General features: G+C 55.3%; 13 protein-coding genes, 1 other RNA gene and 1 pseudogene. 8 read left to right on the top strand and 7 right to left on the bottom strand.

Annotated elements, in window-relative coordinates; translation table 11 throughout:
- The first annotated feature begins 234 nt into the window (after nucleotides 1-234).
- The 3 genes and pseudogenes from ACWI0H_RS01725 to ACWI0H_RS01715 all read left to right on the top strand — a co-directional run bounded on the left by ACWI0H_RS01725 (nucleotide 235) and on the right by ACWI0H_RS01715 (nucleotide 3,185).
- Nucleotides 235-1,368: an ABC transporter substrate-binding protein gene (locus ACWI0H_RS01725; protein WP_485874636.1), complete on the top strand. Its 1,134-nt coding sequence runs from the start codon at nucleotides 235-237 to the stop codon at nucleotides 1,366-1,368.
- Nucleotides 1,331-2,442: pseudogene (locus ACWI0H_RS01720) on the top strand (FecCD family ABC transporter permease). The gene ACWI0H_RS01725 and the pseudogene ACWI0H_RS01720 overlap by 38 nt, the downstream one beginning before the upstream one ends.
- Nucleotides 2,436-3,185, top strand: coding sequence for an ABC transporter ATP-binding protein (locus ACWI0H_RS01715; protein ID WP_485874635.1), 750 nt, complete (start codon nucleotides 2,436-2,438; stop codon nucleotides 3,183-3,185). The pseudogene ACWI0H_RS01720 and the gene ACWI0H_RS01715 overlap by 7 nt, the downstream one beginning before the upstream one ends.
- Here the strand turns inward: ACWI0H_RS01715 and ACWI0H_RS01710 are convergent.
- The 4 genes from ACWI0H_RS01710 to grpE form a co-directional block, all read right to left on the bottom strand.
- Nucleotides 3,163-4,062, bottom strand: a complete 900-nt coding sequence (locus ACWI0H_RS01710; RefSeq protein WP_485874634.1) for a DMT family transporter — start codon at nucleotides 4,060-4,062, stop codon at nucleotides 3,163-3,165. The genes ACWI0H_RS01715 and ACWI0H_RS01710 overlap by 23 nt on opposite strands.
- Nucleotides 4,063-4,151: 89 nt before the next feature.
- On the bottom strand, nucleotides 4,152-5,297 hold the full coding sequence (gene dnaJ, locus ACWI0H_RS01705; RefSeq protein WP_298965657.1) for a molecular chaperone DnaJ: 1,146 nt from the start codon (nucleotides 5,295-5,297) through the stop codon (nucleotides 4,152-4,154).
- Between the two features lie 124 nt (nucleotides 5,298-5,421).
- Nucleotides 5,422-7,356: a molecular chaperone DnaK gene (gene dnaK / locus ACWI0H_RS01700; protein ID WP_336274718.1), complete on the bottom strand. Its 1,935-nt coding sequence runs from the start codon at nucleotides 7,354-7,356 to the stop codon at nucleotides 5,422-5,424.
- Nucleotides 7,357-7,514: 158 nt separating this feature from the next.
- A complete protein-coding gene (gene grpE, locus ACWI0H_RS01695) occupies nucleotides 7,515-8,156 on the bottom strand; it encodes a nucleotide exchange factor GrpE (RefSeq protein WP_336274717.1) in 642 nt (213 codons plus the stop codon).
- 210 nt (nucleotides 8,157-8,366) lie between these two features.
- Here grpE and recN point away from each other — a divergent pair, with 210 nt between their 5' ends.
- Nucleotides 8,367-10,040 (top strand): DNA repair protein RecN, encoded by a 1,674-nt coding sequence (gene recN / locus ACWI0H_RS01690; RefSeq protein WP_336274716.1) that lies wholly within the window; start codon nucleotides 8,367-8,369, stop codon nucleotides 10,038-10,040.
- Nucleotides 10,041-10,183: 143 nt separating this feature from the next.
- Here recN and fur read toward each other — a convergent pair whose 3' ends face one another.
- Nucleotides 10,184-10,636, bottom strand: coding sequence for a ferric iron uptake transcriptional regulator (fur, locus tag ACWI0H_RS01685; protein WP_007111850.1), 453 nt, complete (start codon nucleotides 10,634-10,636; stop codon nucleotides 10,184-10,186).
- A gap of 72 nt (nucleotides 10,637-10,708) precedes the next feature.
- Between fur and ACWI0H_RS01680 the strand changes: the two genes are divergently transcribed.
- Nucleotides 10,709-11,167: an outer membrane protein assembly factor BamE gene (locus ACWI0H_RS01680; RefSeq protein WP_485874633.1), complete on the top strand. Its 459-nt coding sequence runs from the start codon at nucleotides 10,709-10,711 to the stop codon at nucleotides 11,165-11,167.
- A gap of 11 nt (nucleotides 11,168-11,178) precedes the next feature.
- Here ACWI0H_RS01680 and ACWI0H_RS01675 read toward each other — a convergent pair whose 3' ends face one another.
- Nucleotides 11,179-11,496, bottom strand: a complete 318-nt coding sequence (locus ACWI0H_RS01675) for an RnfH family protein (protein ID WP_485874632.1) — start codon at nucleotides 11,494-11,496, stop codon at nucleotides 11,179-11,181.
- Nucleotides 11,486-11,920, bottom strand: coding sequence for a type II toxin-antitoxin system RatA family toxin (locus ACWI0H_RS01670; RefSeq protein WP_336274713.1), 435 nt, complete (start codon nucleotides 11,918-11,920; stop codon nucleotides 11,486-11,488). Before ACWI0H_RS01670 ends, ACWI0H_RS01675 begins: the two co-directional genes overlap by 11 nt.
- 126 nt (nucleotides 11,921-12,046) lie before the next feature.
- Between ACWI0H_RS01670 and smpB the strand changes: the two genes are divergently transcribed.
- From smpB to ACWI0H_RS01655, 3 genes are all read left to right on the top strand, one after another.
- Nucleotides 12,047-12,538, top strand: a complete 492-nt coding sequence (gene smpB, locus ACWI0H_RS01665; protein WP_008958772.1) for an SsrA-binding protein SmpB — start codon at nucleotides 12,047-12,049, stop codon at nucleotides 12,536-12,538.
- A gap of 45 nt (nucleotides 12,539-12,583) precedes the next feature.
- Nucleotides 12,584-12,961, top strand: a transfer-messenger RNA (tmRNA) gene (gene ssrA / locus ACWI0H_RS01660).
- 166 nt (nucleotides 12,962-13,127) lie between these two features.
- Nucleotides 13,128-14,354, top strand: coding sequence for a tyrosine-type recombinase/integrase (locus tag ACWI0H_RS01655; RefSeq protein ID WP_485874631.1), 1,227 nt, complete (start codon nucleotides 13,128-13,130; stop codon nucleotides 14,352-14,354).
- The last annotated feature ends 1 nt before the right edge of the window (nucleotide 14,355 follow it).

Below are 14,355 nucleotides of genomic sequence, written 5' to 3'. Positions count from 1 at the left end.
CAAACCAAATCATCCTTCAACAACGTATTGTCTTTAGAGCCAAACATGTGAAGCCATCGCCGTAGGATAAATGCTAAGAGCAAAGCGTAGCATGTTGACCATTAAGCGCGGCACCCCAATAATGCCTCCCAAACGCTAATCAGTTACAATAGCAATTGCATCTATGTGCTATCACCATTAAAGCACATCAGCGATGCCAGCCCTGTTAACCAATATCGACCAACGAGTAAAAAAATGCTCAGTTCTCCGCGCTTAAAAATCCTGCTTGGTACGCTTATCACGTTTGCTTGCGGCGCCACTGCTATGGCTGACGCTATCACCGTCACCGATGTCGCTGGCCGCGAAATCACTTTGGATGCCCCTGCCGAGCGGGTTATTTTAGGCGAAGGGCGGCAAATTTATTTGCTCGGTTTACTCGAACCTGAAGCTCCTTTTGCCCACGTGGTCGGTTGGCGCGAAGATTTTTCCCAGGCGGATCCCGATAACTATGCCCGCTATCTGGAGCGTTTTCCCGAGATTGAGGAAATCCCCAGCTTTGGCGGTTTTAAAGACGGTACTTTTGACGTCGAGCAGGCCGCCTCGCTTAATCCTGACGTGGTGCTGATGAACATCGAGGCGAAAGCCGCCACAGAAGATGCTGCCTACGACGACAAGCTGGCACAACTCGGCATTCCCATCATCTATGTGGATTTTCGCGAAGATCCCCTTGAGCACACCATCCCCTCCATGCGCATCATCGGCCAGATCATGGACGATGAAGAAGCGGCCGAAGAGTTCATCGAGTTTGCCGAGACGCAATTGGCACGGGTAACCGATGTCATCGCCGAGGCCAACCCAGAGCGCCCCAGCGTGTTTATTGACCGGGCTGGCGGCTACTCCGATGAGTGCTGCATGAGCTTTGGTCCTGCCAACTTTGGCGACTATGTCACCCTGGCTGGCGGTAGCAATATCGCTGAAGGCATCATTCCTAATAGTTTTGGCAACCTGAACCCTGAACAGATTATTGCTGCCAACCCTGACCATGTGGTTGTCACCGGCGGCAACTGGGACGCCTACGTGCCGGGTGGCAACTGGGTCGGCGTAGGCCCTGGGTCTGATATGCAAAACGCTCGCGCTAAGCTTGAAGCACTGACCGAGCGCACCGCAATGACCGGCATCAAGGCGGTAGAATCCGGTAATTTCCACGCCATTTGGCACCAGTTTTACAACAGCCCCTACTACTTTGTAGCCGTGCAGCAGCTAGCCAAATGGCTACATCCAGAGCTGTTTGAAGACCTGGATCCAAACGCCACGATGGAAGAGCTGCACGAGCGCTTCTTACCCATCGACTATGAAACCGGCTACTGGATATCACTCCATGACGACTGATACGAGGATGACGGAAACGGCGGTAACAGATCGCCTTTCACAGGGGCGCGCCTTCTACCATCGCCAGGTGTTCCGCCGCCAAATGATACTGGCGGCACTGGTGTTAGCACTGTTTTTTAGCCTCTGCATCGACCTGGCACTGGGGCCCGCCCGCTATAGCCTGGGCGAAGTGGTCGCAGCGCTATTCACGCCAGACAGCGTCAGCCAGCAGGCCCGGATTATTGTTTGGGAAATCCGCATGCCGGTCGCACTGATGGCGCTAGTGGTGGGCGCCAGCTTGTCGGTGGCCGGGGCACAGATGCAAACCATTCTGAGCAACCCGCTAGCCAGCCCGTTTACCTTGGGATTTCCGCCGGGGCCAGTTTTGGTGCCGCGCTGGGTCTCGCCTTCGGCGTGGCGCTTGTGCCTGCCGCCATTGAGTTTGTGGTCCCCATCAATGCCTTCGTGATGGCCATGTTCACCGCATTTTTAATTCATGCCTTAAGCCTTAAGCGCGGCGTGACGGTAGAGACCATTGTGCTGCTCGGCATCGCCATGGTGTTTATCTTCAACTCGCTGATGGCGCTGATTCAGTTCTTTGCCAGCCAGGAGGCGGTTTCAGCGGTGGTGTTCTGGACGATGGGCAGTTTAACCAAAGCCACCTGGCCCAAGTTCTGGATCGCCCTTAGCATTCTTGCCTTATCCATGCCGCTGCTTGCCCGGCATGGCTGGGCGCTAACCGCCATGCGCCTGGGCGATGCCAAAGCCGAGAGCATGGGTGTCAATCCCCGCGCACTGCGTTTGGAAGTGCTGGTGCTGGTATCGCTGCTCGCTGCCATCGCGGTGGCGTTCGTGGGCACCATTGGGTTTATTGGCTTGGTGGGGCCGCACATCGCGCGCATTTTACTGGGCGAGGATCAGCGCTTCTTTTTGCCAGGTTCGGCCCTATGCGGCGCACTGATCCTCTCCGTTGGTTCGGTCATCTCTAAAATCATTATTCCTGGCACCATTATTCCCATTGGCATTATTACCTCGCTGGTGGGCATTCCCTTCTTCCTATTTCTGGTGCTTAGCCACAAGAAGGCCTCATGGTAACCCTACAACTGAACCGTGTATCCGCCCGCTACGGGCGTCGCCCTGTTCTGGAAGAGATCACCACACCCTGCTTTCAAGGCGGGCAAGTCGTCGCCCTGCTAGGACCCAATGCGGCGGGTAAATCAACGCTTTTTCGCCGCGTATTAGGGTTATTGAAAGGCGAAGGCAAAGTGATTATCAGCGGCACTAGCGCCGAGCACCCAGTGGGCTATATGCCCCAGGACACCGGCGCCAAGGCCGTGCTGACGGTCTATGAATCGGTGCTTTTGGCGCGTATGCAGGGGCGTGGATTAAAAGTGCAGCCTGAGGATTTAACGCAGGTTGATCGCGCGCTGGAGGAACTCAGCATTACGACCCTTGGCGAGCGTGATATTGGCGACCTTAGCGGCGGGCAGCGCCAGCTGGTCAGCGCCGCCCAGGCTCTGGTGCAAGAGCCCGAGATTTTGATGCTGGACGAGCCCACTTCGGCACTCGATTTGAACCGCCAGATTAGCCTTTTGACGGTACTGCGGCGGTTAGCCGATGAGCGTCAGATGCTTATTCTGGTGGCACTCCATGACCTGGGGCATGCGCTACGCTTCGCTGACGCGGCCATGATGCTCGAAAATGGCCGCTTGATTGCCTGCGGCCCCACCGCCGAAGTGATAACCCCTGCGCTGCTACGTCAGGTTTATCGGGTATCTGCGCGTATTGAGCCCTGCTCGAAAGGCCAACCACAGCTTATCGTCGAAGCAGCCATTTAAGCCGCCGCCCTTCCATTGCCGCTAGCGCCACCCCGGATAACATGAGCGGTAGCGCTAGCAGGAAGCCGCTGGAGACCGATATTCCAAACAGCACCCAATCGGCGAGCACGGGCCACACCAGGGCAATATATTCAAAAGGTGCCAAGCGCGACGCCTCGGCATAGCGCAGCGCTAACGTCATCGCAATGTGCGCTGCGCCGCCAAATAGGCCCGATAACACCAGCAGCGAAAACTCCAGCCGGTTAAGCGCCGCCCAGCCCAATGGCATCGTTGCCAGTCCGGCTAGCGCGGCCACTAAAATAAAGTAGAAGGCGATTGAAGCCGCTGTTTCGGTGCGCGAAATACGCCTGACGGTTAATAAAGCACCTGCCGTAAGCAGCGCACCCAATGCCCCTAGCGCGTACCCGGCCGCTTGGCCGTTACTGGAACTGGCATTGAGCCCAGGCAAAATCAGTACGGCCACCCCGGCAAGCGCCAGCACCACGCCACCCGCACGGTTAAGCGAGCAACGCTCCCCCAGCAGCAGCACACCACCAATCGCCATAAAGACTGGCGTTAGCTGTGCAAGCAGCGTCGCCTCGGCCACTGGCAACATCGCTACCGCCGCAAAAGAGGCAAACATGGCCGCCGCCCCCAACCCAGAACGCAGCGCATGCCCCAACGGGCGCCGCGTCGCCAGCCCGCGAGGAAACTCCCGACGCACCAGAAGAAACACGACGATAGGCAGCAGCGCAAACAGCGAACGGAAAAACACCGACTGCCCCACCGGCACTTCGTCACTGACTGCCTTAATACACACCAGCATGCCGGTAAAAAGCAGGCCAGACAGTACCCGCAGCAAAATGCCCATGGTGGGCTTTTCTTCAAGGTGATCCATTGTGCGCAGCATTTCCTAAACAGCAAAAACCCCCGGGCGAACCGAGGGTCTTTGAATCAAACATCTAACTTACTACCATCATCTCAGCTTTACGGCTTCATATCTTCAAAGAAGCTCTTCACACTGTCGAAGAAACCGGTCTTCTTCGGTGAGTGGCTATGGCTGTTGCTGCCGTCGAAGCTCTCTTGGAGCTTGCGCAGTAGGTCGCGCTGCTCGTCGTTGAGCTTGACGGGTGTCTCGACCACTACCTTGCATAGCAAGTCGCCGGGCATACCACCACGCACTGGCTTCACGCCTTTACCACGTAGGCGGAACAGCTTGCCGGTTTGCGTTTCCGGCGGAATCTTCAGCTTTACGCGGCCATCTAGCGTCGGCACTTCAAGCTCGCCACCTAGCGCTGCGTCGACGAAGTTGATGGGCACGTCACACTGCAGATGTTTACCGTCACGCTGGAAGATGTGGTGCGGCTTGATAGCCACCTGCACGTACAGATCCCCAGGCGGGCCACCGTTCACGCCGCTTTCGCCTTCGCCATTCAAACGAATACGATCACCAGTATCTACACCAGGCGGAATCTTAACGGACAGCGTGCGCGTCTCACGTACGCGCCCTTCGCCATTACACTTATGGCACGGCACTTTAATGTGCTGACCAGAGCCATGACAGGTGGGGCACGTTTGCTGCACGGCGAAGAAGCCCTGCTGCATACGCACTTGACCGTGACCGTGGCAGGTAGGGCAGGTCTCTTTAGATGAGCCCGGCTCCGCACCACCGCCATCGCAACGGTCACACTCGATATGCCGCGGTACGCGGATATCGACTGTGGTGCCTGAAACGGCGTTTTCCAGATCCAGCTCTAGGTTATAGCGCAGGTCGGAACCGCGCGCCGGGGCGTTGGGGCCACGACGGCGACCACCACCTCCGCCAAAAATATCGCCAAACACATCGCCGAAAATGTCGCTGAAATCACCAGCGCCTGCGCCGCCGAAACCACCGCCGCCGCCTTGGCCATCAACGCCCGCATGGCCGAACTGGTCATAAGCTGCGCGTTTCTCGCCATCGCTAAGCACTTCATACGCTTCGGACACTTCACGGAATTTTTCCGCTGAGGTGTTATCGTCCGGGTTTCGATCAGGGTGGAATTTTTGCGCCAGACGGCGATAGGCCTTCTTGATCTCTTTCTGATCGGCCCCTTTTTCGACACCCAGGACTTCGTAATAATCGCGTTTGGACATAGGGCCCTACGCCTCCTGGTTAGCTACGCACTTAACAGAAACTTATCTCGTGCGCTTTGGCTGCGGAAACAGCAACGCGGGAGTAAGCTCCCGCGTCACCGCTTTCCTTGGCAGAAAGAGGTTATTACTGCTTTTTCTGATCGTCGTTGACTTCTTCGTACTCGGCGTCAACCACGTCATCTTCCGGCTTGGAACCTGTGCTTTCGGTACCTTCACCGCCCTCTTGCTGAGCCGCTTCTGCCTGCTCGGCGTACATCTTCTGGGCTAGCTGGCCAGAGGCTTCGGTCAATGCATCCAGTTTCTTCTGAATGTTATCGACGTCGTCACCTTTAACCGCCTCTTCCAACTCGCTGATGGCCGTTTCAATCGCCTGCTTCTCGTCGTCAGTCGCTTTGTCGCCAGCTTCTTCCACCGTTTTGCGCGTGGCGTGAATCATGCCGTCAGCTTGGTTACGCAGCTGAACCAGCTCTTCGAACTTTTTATCTTCTTCGGCGTGAGCTTCGGCATCGCGCACCATTTGCTCGACTTCTTCCTCGGAAAGACCGCTAGAGGCCTTGATGACGATGGACTGCTCTTTACCGGTGGCCTTGTCTTTCGCCGACACGTTCAGAATACCGTTGGCATCCAAGTCAAAAGCGACTTCGATCTGCGGCACGCCGCGCGGTGCGGGCGGAATGTCAGCAAGATCAAAACGACCCAGCGACTTATTCTGCGACACTTGCTTGCGCTCACCCTGCACGGCGTGAATGGTCACTGCCGTTTGGTTGTCATCCGCCGTTGAGAAGGTTTGTGTCTTCTTCGTCGGAATGGTGGTGTTCTTTTCAATCAGCGGCGTCATCACGCCACCCAGGGTTTCGATACCCAAGGTAAGCGGGGTAACGTCGAGAAGCAGAACGTCTTTAACGTCGCCACCCAGTACGCCGCCCTGAATCGCGGCACCCACGGCAACCGCTTCATCCGGGTTAACGTCTTTACGTGCTTCTTTACCGAAGAAGTCAGCGGCTTTCTTCTGCACCATCGGCATACGTGTCTGGCCACCGACCAGGATCACTTCGTCGATTTCAGACGCGGACAAGCCAGCATCTTTCAGTGCCATTTTGCACGGATCGAGCGAGCGCTGTACCAGGTCTTCTACCAGCGACTCCAGCTTGGCGCGTGTCACCTTAACGTTAAGGTGTTTCGGGCCAGTGTTGTCGGCGGTGATGTAAGGCAGGTTCACGTCGGTCTGCTGGGCGCTTGAAAGTTCAATTTTGGCTTTCTCAGCGGCTTCTTTCAGACGCTGCATGGCCAGATTGTCGCCAGACAGGTCAATACCGCTGTCAGACTTGAACTGGTCTACCAGGTAGTTGATCAGCGCCAAGTCAAAGTCTTCGCCGCCCAAGAAGGTGTCGCCGTTAGTGGCCAACACTTCAAACTGGGTTTCGCCGTCAACGTCAGCAATTTCGATGATAGAGATATCGAAGGTACCGCCACCCAGGTCGTAGACCGCGATGGTTTTGTCGCCGCGCGATTTGTCCATACCGTAGGCCAGTGCGGCAGCGGTCGGCTCATTGATGATGCGCTTAACGTCTAGACCCGCGATGCGGCCGGCATCTTTCGTCGCCTGACGCTGGCTGTCGTTGAAGTAGGCCGGTACGGTAATAACGGCTTCGGTGACCGTTTCGCCCAGGTAGTCTTCGGCGGTCTTCTTCATTTTCTTCAGCACTTCCGCGCTTACCTGCGGCGGTGCCATCTTTTTGCCTTTCACTTCAACCCAAGCATCACCGTTGTCCGCTTCGGTGATTTTGTACGGCACCATTTTGATGTCTTTCTGGACAACGTCGTCTTTAAAGCGACGGCCAATAAGGCGCTTAATGGCGTACAGAGTGTTTTCTGGGTTAGTCACCGCTTGGCGTTTTGCCGCCTGACCGACCAGCGTTTCACCATCATCGGTATAAGCGATGATTGAAGGCGTCGTACGACCACCCTCGGCATTTTCAATTACTTTAGCGCTGTCACCATCAAGCACGGCCACACAAGAGTTAGTGGTGCCCAGGTCGATACCAATTATACGTCCCATAGCAATACCTCGAATTCGGTTGTTACAAAACTGAAAATTTAGCTTTTAAAGCTTGTCTGCGGGTTTCCCCGCGGGGTTGCCCTTTATTTGGGGGCCGCCGCTGACATTTCAAGGGCTTTTTTATCACACACTTTTTTCACTTCTGTGCCGCCAGTGGCTTAATCGACTTTTTTACTGACAACCACCATGGCCGGGCGCACTAAGCGTCCATTAAGCAAATAGCCTTTCTGCATAACGTCCATCACGGTGTTGGGATCGAGATCCGGGTTAGGCACCATGGTCATGGCTTCGTGCACCTGCGGGTCGAAGGGCTCACCGTGGGGCTCAATGCTTTCCACACCGAACTTGTTGAGTACATCCACCTGCATTTTCAAGGTCATGGAAACGCCTTCACGATGCACTTCCGATGCACCCTCTTCCATGGTCTCAAGCGCTTTTTCCAAGCTATCAACGACCGGCAGCAGCTCTTTAACGAACTTCTCCAGGGCAAACTTGCGGGCTTTTTCGGCTTCTTGCTCGGCGCGGCGACGCACGTTTTGCGCTTCCGCAGCGGCGCGCAGGGCTTGATCCTTGGCTTCGGCTAAGCTCTGCTCTAATTCACCTACCTGAGCGGCCAGCATTTCTGCTTCAGGATTATCGACACTGCCTTCTAACGACTCTTCGTCATTGATCAATCCTTCCAGCTCGCCTTCCATCAAGCGCTCTTCGGCGGCCTGCTCTTCCGCTTGCTCGGCGCCATCTGCTTCTTGCTCGTGGCGGGCTAGCTCGTCATCCATCGGTGTTTGCGGTTCTTTCGCCATGTTGTGCTCCTATTAAGTAGGGCGCTGCCACGCGGGCGGCGCGCAAAGAAGTAAGCTGTTAGTTACTAGCCTTAACTGATCATGCACGCTATATGGGGGCCATAAATTCCATCTCAAGAGGTGCATTGAAGTGAGTTATTAACTACTGTATAAATCAACAACTATTGGATAAGTATCCAGCTTCTGTGCTGTACCGCCTCAGGAGGCGCCATGCTTACTCAGCTAGCCATTCAAGATTTCGCTATTGTTGACCATCTAGAGCTCGACCTAACCGGCGGCATGACCGCGATTACCGGGGAAACTGGCGCGGGCAAATCGATCCTGTTAGGTGCCCTTGGGCTCTGCCTGGGCGAGCGCGCCGACGCCGGAAGCGTGCGACATGGCCGCGAGCGTACGGATCTCTCCGCGCGTTTCGACATTCAGCACCTGCCCGCCGCCGTCGAGTGGCTAACGGCGCGGGAACTCCCTGCTGAGGAGTGCTTGCTGCGCCGCGTGGTGACCGCCAACGGCCGCTCCAAAGCGTGGATTAACGGCCACCCCGCAACTATTTCAGACCTGAAATCACTGGGCGAGCAGTTAATCCAGATTCATGGTCAGCACGCCCACCACGCCCTGATGCGCGAGGAGACCCACCTTTCTCTGCTGGACGATTACGCGGGCCTAAACGATGGCACCACTCAATTAGCCGAAACGTTTCGCGAGTGGCGCAATGCGCGCCGTCAGCTGAAAAAGCTAAGCGAAGAAGGCAGTGAGGTAGAAGCCAAACGGCAGTTGCTGCGTTATCAGGTAGAAGAGCTGGATCAGCTCGGCCTGGCGGAGGGCGAGCTGGCGACGCTGGAGGAAGAGCAACATACGCTCGCCCACGCAGAAGAAACTCTGCGCGAGACCCAGTTTGCTGCCGACTGCTGTGCCAGTGATGAAGGCGGTGCACTCTCTTTACTCAACCAAGCCTTCGCTCACTTAAGCGCGCTGCCAGGTAGTGACAAAGGCACCCTGGCGAACACGCTTGCCATGCTGAGTGATGCGCGAATTCAGGTTGAAGAGGCCTCTAGCGAACTCAACCGACTCGCTAGCATCACTGAATTAGACCCCGAGCGGCTCGCCTGGGTTGAAGAGCGCATGACCGATGTCCACCGGATTGCCCGTAAGCATCACGTTGCCCCAGAAGAACTATGCGCCCTGCATACTGATCTACAGCGAGAAGTCGCGCAGTTAGAAGAGGGTGGCAATGACCTGGAGGCACTGAGTGCGCGAGTCGTTGAGCTACGCGAAAGTTACCGCCAGGAAGCGAAAAAAATCAGCGAGAGCCGCCAAAAAGCCGCGCTTCGTTTAGGCAAGGAAGTGCAGCAACAGCTGGGCTTTTTGGCCATGGGCAAAGCCCGCTTTGAAGTAGAGGTCACCGCGAAAGAGGCGCCATCCCCTGAAGGCCTTGATCGTGTGCAATTTTTGATCAGTGCCAACCCCGGCCAGCCTGCGCGGCCATTGACCAAAGTCGCCTCCGGCGGCGAACTGTCGCGTATTAGCCTGGCCATTCAAGTGGTCGCGGCGACACACTCAACGGTGCCAAGCCTAGTGTTTGACGAAGTAGATGTGGGCATTTCGGGCGCGACCGCAGAAATCGTTGGTCAATTACTCCGCAAGCTAGGTGAAAATGGTCAGGTAATGACGGTAACTCACCTACCGCAAGTGGCGGCCCAGGCGCATCAGCACCTGCATATCGAGAAACAGGCGAAACGCGACACCACGCTGACCCAGATGGCACTACTTGATGAACAGGGGCGCATCAGCGAACTGGCGCGGATGCTGGGCGGCGTGACGCTCTCTGACCAAACTCTCGCTCATGCCCGTGAAATGCTGCACGCAAGTCAGCGCCCACCGCACTGATTAGAAAAGCATCGAACGGGACGTTATACGCGGCAAAATAAAACGCCCCTCATTACCTGACAAATTCCATTGATGGCGAATTTAAACAGGTAATGCAGGGGCGCTCATATTTTCGAGCCGCGAGCAGTGTCTATCCACGAACATTATTTCTTGTTCGTTGGCCCGCTGTCTTGGCGGGTCACATCGGAGCCACGCGGACGAACATAAAGCACTAGCGCATGATCCACTAACTCGTAGCCATGCTCTTCAGCGATTTCCTGCTGACGACGCTCAATGATTTCATCAACAAACTCAATGATCTCACCGCTTTCAAGGCACACCATGTGGTCATGGTGATCCTCTTGGGTCATCTCAAAAACTGCATGGCCGCCGTCAAAATTATGACGAATAACCAAACCCGCTGACTCAAACTGAGTCAATACACGGTATACAGTCGCCAGGCCAACATCTTCGCCCGCATCAATCAGTGTTTTATACACTTCTTCCGCGCTAAGGTGGTGCTGACCCGAAACATTTTCGAGAATCTGAAGTATCTTGACGCGCGGCAGGGTCACTTTCAGACCGGCTTTGCGCAATTCATGGTTCTGATCGGCCATGGTCGCTCTTCGCAGTAACAGGTTAGGTCGGGTATGATCAACCGAAACCACGATAGTGAAGAATAGGTCCAAATGCAAAAATTGACTCGAATCATCACGCTCTCCGTTGCCCTGACCGTTGTTAGTGGCTGCAGCTACGTTGGCGTGTACAAGCGCGATATTCCCCAAGGCAACCTGGTCACGCAAGAAATGGTGAGCCAACTTCAGCCCGGCATGACGCAAGAACAGGTCACGTACGTGATGGGCAGGCCGCTGTTAGAAGCGCCCTTCGATGCCAGCCAGTGGGACTATGTATTTCGTTTAGACAAGGCGTACGGTGATGTAGAACAACGCCGTGTTACGCTCACCTTCGGCCCACAGGGCCGCTTGGTGAACATTGAGCAAGAGGGTGATTTATCGGAAGCGCTGCCGCTCGACGGTGAGAGCAGCATGGGGCCAGCAACGGAAGGTGTTGACCCAATGGATGCGCTACCCACAGAGAGCACGCGGGCGCCAATACCGCCGAGTGCGCAGCCTGTTTCACAGCCTTAAAGCAAGCTTATCTATCGCCCAGAGTCGCTCGCTTGGCGCTTTGCACGCTCCAAGCGAGCGACTTTTGGATCGATAGCCAGTGGCCGGTAAACTTCTACTCGATCTCCTTCACGCAACAACTGGGTGTCGGGGTCGCGTAGTGCTTTGCCGAAGATCCCTAGCGGTGCCTGAGAAAATGTGCCATCAGGCATGTCAGGGAATAGCGTCGGTAAATCAGCCAAGGCAACGGCCTGACGTACGGTGGTGCCCTCAGGCACCCGTAGCGCCACGATGCGCTGCTTAGACGGCAGCGCGAAGGCTACCTCAATTGCGAGCATCTCACCGGCCATACAGCTCGTTTGCGCGCTTGGTGAAGGCATCGACCAACTGCCCCGCTATTTGCTGAAAAAGCTTGCCGAAGGCCATACCGAGCAGCCGATTGGCGAATTCAAACTCCATTTCTAAACTGACCTTGCAGGCGCCCTCCCCCATAGGGATAAACAGCCAGCGACCTTTTAGACGTTTGAAGGGCCCTTTTACCAGCGACAGCTCAATACGCTCAGGTGCAAATAAGTCGTTACGTGTGGTGATGGTTTGCTCGACGCCGGCGCGCCCAAGAGTCATTTCGCCGATTAGATGCTCATCATCATGCTCGACCAAACGCGCATGACGACAACCGGGCAAAAATTCCGGGTAGCGTTCGAAGTCGTTAACCAGATCGAACATTTTCTGGGGGGTGTGCCGCACCAAGGCGGAACGATTGACGGTTGGCATTGACCTCTCCGCTGACTTCACAGTGCCCAAAGCGTATCATGGGAAACATTATTTCAGACCTTAAATGGTATCACGCCTCCCCAAATAACGAAGGGGATGCCACTGACAGATTAATTATGAGGTTCCATGGCCACTAAGAAAGGTAACAGTAAGGGTCCCGGTAGCAGCGTTATCGCCCAAAATAAGAAGGCACGGTTTGAGTATCATATCGATGAAACCTTCGAAGCTGGGCTATCACTCGCTGGCTGGGAAGTTAAAAGCCTGCGTGCTGGCAAAGCCCAGCTCACTGACACCTATATATTAGTTCGTAATGGTGAAGCATTTCTGCTGGGCAGCCACATCATGCCGTTAAATACGGCTAGCACCCATGAAATTGCCGACCCAACGCGCACTCGCAAACTGCTGCTGCATCGCAAAGAGATCGCCAAAATCTTTTCGATCACCCAGGACAAAGGTCACACCTGTGTGCCCCTGAAGCTTTACTGGAAACGCAATAAAGTGAAGTGCGAATTGGCACTGGTGACCGGTAAACAGCTGCACGACAAGCGCGCCACTGAAAAAGATCGAGATTGGAGCCGTCAAAAAGGTCGAATTATGCGGGAACATAATAAGGCATAACTGGTCAATCAGGTGTGAGCACGTTAGAATGCTCACTAGTAATAAGGGGGCGACATGGTTTCGACGCCGGTGACAACCCTTGCGGTGCATGCCGAGAGCGTGATGTATCTCGTAAATCCCACATCACGAAAAATAGTCGCAAATGACGAAAACTACGCTCAAGGCGCGCTAGCAGCTTAAACTGTTAGCTTCTTGTCTGGCCCCAAGGTGATGTGCCTATTCATCACTGAGGGGATACGAGCTAAAGCTGATAGGACCGCGTTTGGTGGTGTCTTCTCGCCAAGCGTTAAACTTTAGAAGGCTCGCGTGGCTGAATCCTGATCGTCGGAGTCAGTCGTGTTAAATCAAATGACGAAATCTAAGCATGTAGAGCCAATAGGCGCGTGCTGGCGGACGCGGGTTCAATTCCCGCCGCCTCCACCACCTACCTTAATTCAGATGCTTTCATATAGGTCTGAATGATCCAGAAAAGCCCGCCTAGTGCGGGTTTTTTTGCGTTTGTATGCATATGAATTAATACCTATAGCATTGCGCACCGTGTATGCCTGTGTGTATGCTTCGCGATATTGTGAACCAGAGGCATACACGAATGAAGCGTTCCCAGATTAAGCGACGCCCGCTGGCTGACACCGTCCTGGCAACACTAGAACCTGAAGCCAAGGCATACAGGGAACTGGACGGCAGCGGCCTTTACTTTAGAGTGAAGCCCAACGGCTCCAAGTCTTGGGAACTGCGCTATAAGAAGCCAGACGGCAAGTGGTCGTGGATTGGTTTAGGCGGGTATCCGGAAACAAGCGGCAGCCTGGCGCGTGTTAAGGCCGACCAGCTCAGAGCAGACGCAGCCAATGGCCAGAATCCCATCGTCTCCAAGCGGACAAGGGAAGCCGAGTCGCTAGAGGCTGCCAACAGCACCTTTGAAGCGCTGGCGAGGGAGTGGCATACAAATAAGCGCCAGAATTGGACAGACGACACCGCTACCCGTGTTATTGGCGCACTACAAAAACACGTATTCCCCAAGTTCGGCAAACGCCCTTTCACCGATATAACGCCGATGGAATGGTTGGAGTTCCTACGCAGCCTGGAAAAGACAGGGATCATTGAACAGACCAGCCGCATACGCGCTATTTGTCGGGAAGTGTACGACCTGGCGCTTGTGAGTGGGGGCATCCAGTACAACCCGTTGGAGAGCCTGCATAAGCACCTGACAACGCGCCGGGCAACCAACTATTCCCACGTTAGCAATAACGAACTACCCGCCCTGCTACGTGCCATTGGCTCTTATCCTCATGCTGAGGATATACGCCTTGGGCTGTTCCTGCTTTCCCGCCTCGCTGCCCGCCCTTCAGAGCTAAGAGAAGCCCGCTGGGAAGAGTTCGACCTAGACAGGGCGCTATGGACCATCCCAGCCGAGCGGATGAAGCGCCGTCGCGAGCATACCGTTCCCCTACCTAAGCAAGCGATTGAAACCCTTCAAAACCTTCACCAACTGACCGGTTACCAACCCCTACTTTTCCCTGGCCGCAGCGACAAGACAGCGCCACGATCGAACACGGTATTCATCATGGCCTTACGTCGCCTTGGCTATGAGGGGCGACAGACCGCGCATGGTTTCCGCCACATAGCCAGCACGATCCTGAATGAACACGGCTTTGATGAAAACCACATTGAGGCCCAGCTATCGCACGTTAAAGACGGCGTGGCAGGCGTCTATAACAAGGCTCAGTACATCGAGCAGCGCCGCCACATGATGCAGTGGTACGCCGATCACCTGGACAACTTGCAGCGCGGCAATGTAGTAGAGATGAAGAGGGCTTGAA

It is taken from the genome of Halomonas sp. NYA30, from assembly GCF_976980765.1.
This window is presented reverse-complemented; position numbering and strand designations above follow the sequence as displayed.

Bases quoted from the DNA above. Each gene is read 5' to 3' on its own strand.
- ACWI0H_RS01725 (WP_485874636.1), top strand. From the start codon at position 235: ATGCTCAGTTCTCCGCGCTTAAAAATCCTGCTTGGTACGCTTATCACG.
- ACWI0H_RS01715 (WP_485874635.1), top strand. From the start codon at position 2,436: ATGGTAACCCTACAACTGAACCGTGTATCCGCCCGCTACGGGCGTCGC.
- ACWI0H_RS01710 (WP_485874634.1), bottom strand. From the start codon at position 4,062: ATGGATCACCTTGAAGAAAAGCCCACCATGGGCATTTTGCTGCGGGTA.
- dnaJ (WP_298965657.1), bottom strand. From the start codon at position 5,297: ATGTCCAAACGCGATTATTACGAAGTCCTGGGTGTCGAAAAAGGGGCC.
- dnaK (WP_336274718.1), bottom strand. From the start codon at position 7,356: ATGGGACGTATAATTGGTATCGACCTGGGCACCACTAACTCTTGTGTG.
- grpE (WP_336274717.1), bottom strand. From the start codon at position 8,156: ATGGCGAAAGAACCGCAAACACCGATGGATGACGAGCTAGCCCGCCAC.
- recN (WP_336274716.1), top strand. From the start codon at position 8,367: ATGCTTACTCAGCTAGCCATTCAAGATTTCGCTATTGTTGACCATCTA.
- fur (WP_007111850.1), bottom strand. From the start codon at position 10,636: ATGGCCGATCAGAACCATGAATTGCGCAAAGCCGGTCTGAAAGTGACC.
- ACWI0H_RS01680 (WP_485874633.1), top strand. From the start codon at position 10,709: ATGCAAAAATTGACTCGAATCATCACGCTCTCCGTTGCCCTGACCGTT.
- ACWI0H_RS01675 (WP_485874632.1), bottom strand. From the start codon at position 11,496: ATGGCCGGTGAGATGCTCGCAATTGAGGTAGCCTTCGCGCTGCCGTCT.
- ACWI0H_RS01670 (WP_336274713.1), bottom strand. From the start codon at position 11,920: ATGCCAACCGTCAATCGTTCCGCCTTGGTGCGGCACACCCCCCAGAAA.
- smpB (WP_008958772.1), top strand. From the start codon at position 12,047: ATGGCCACTAAGAAAGGTAACAGTAAGGGTCCCGGTAGCAGCGTTATC.
- ACWI0H_RS01655 (WP_485874631.1), top strand. From the start codon at position 13,128: ATGAAGCGTTCCCAGATTAAGCGACGCCCGCTGGCTGACACCGTCCTG.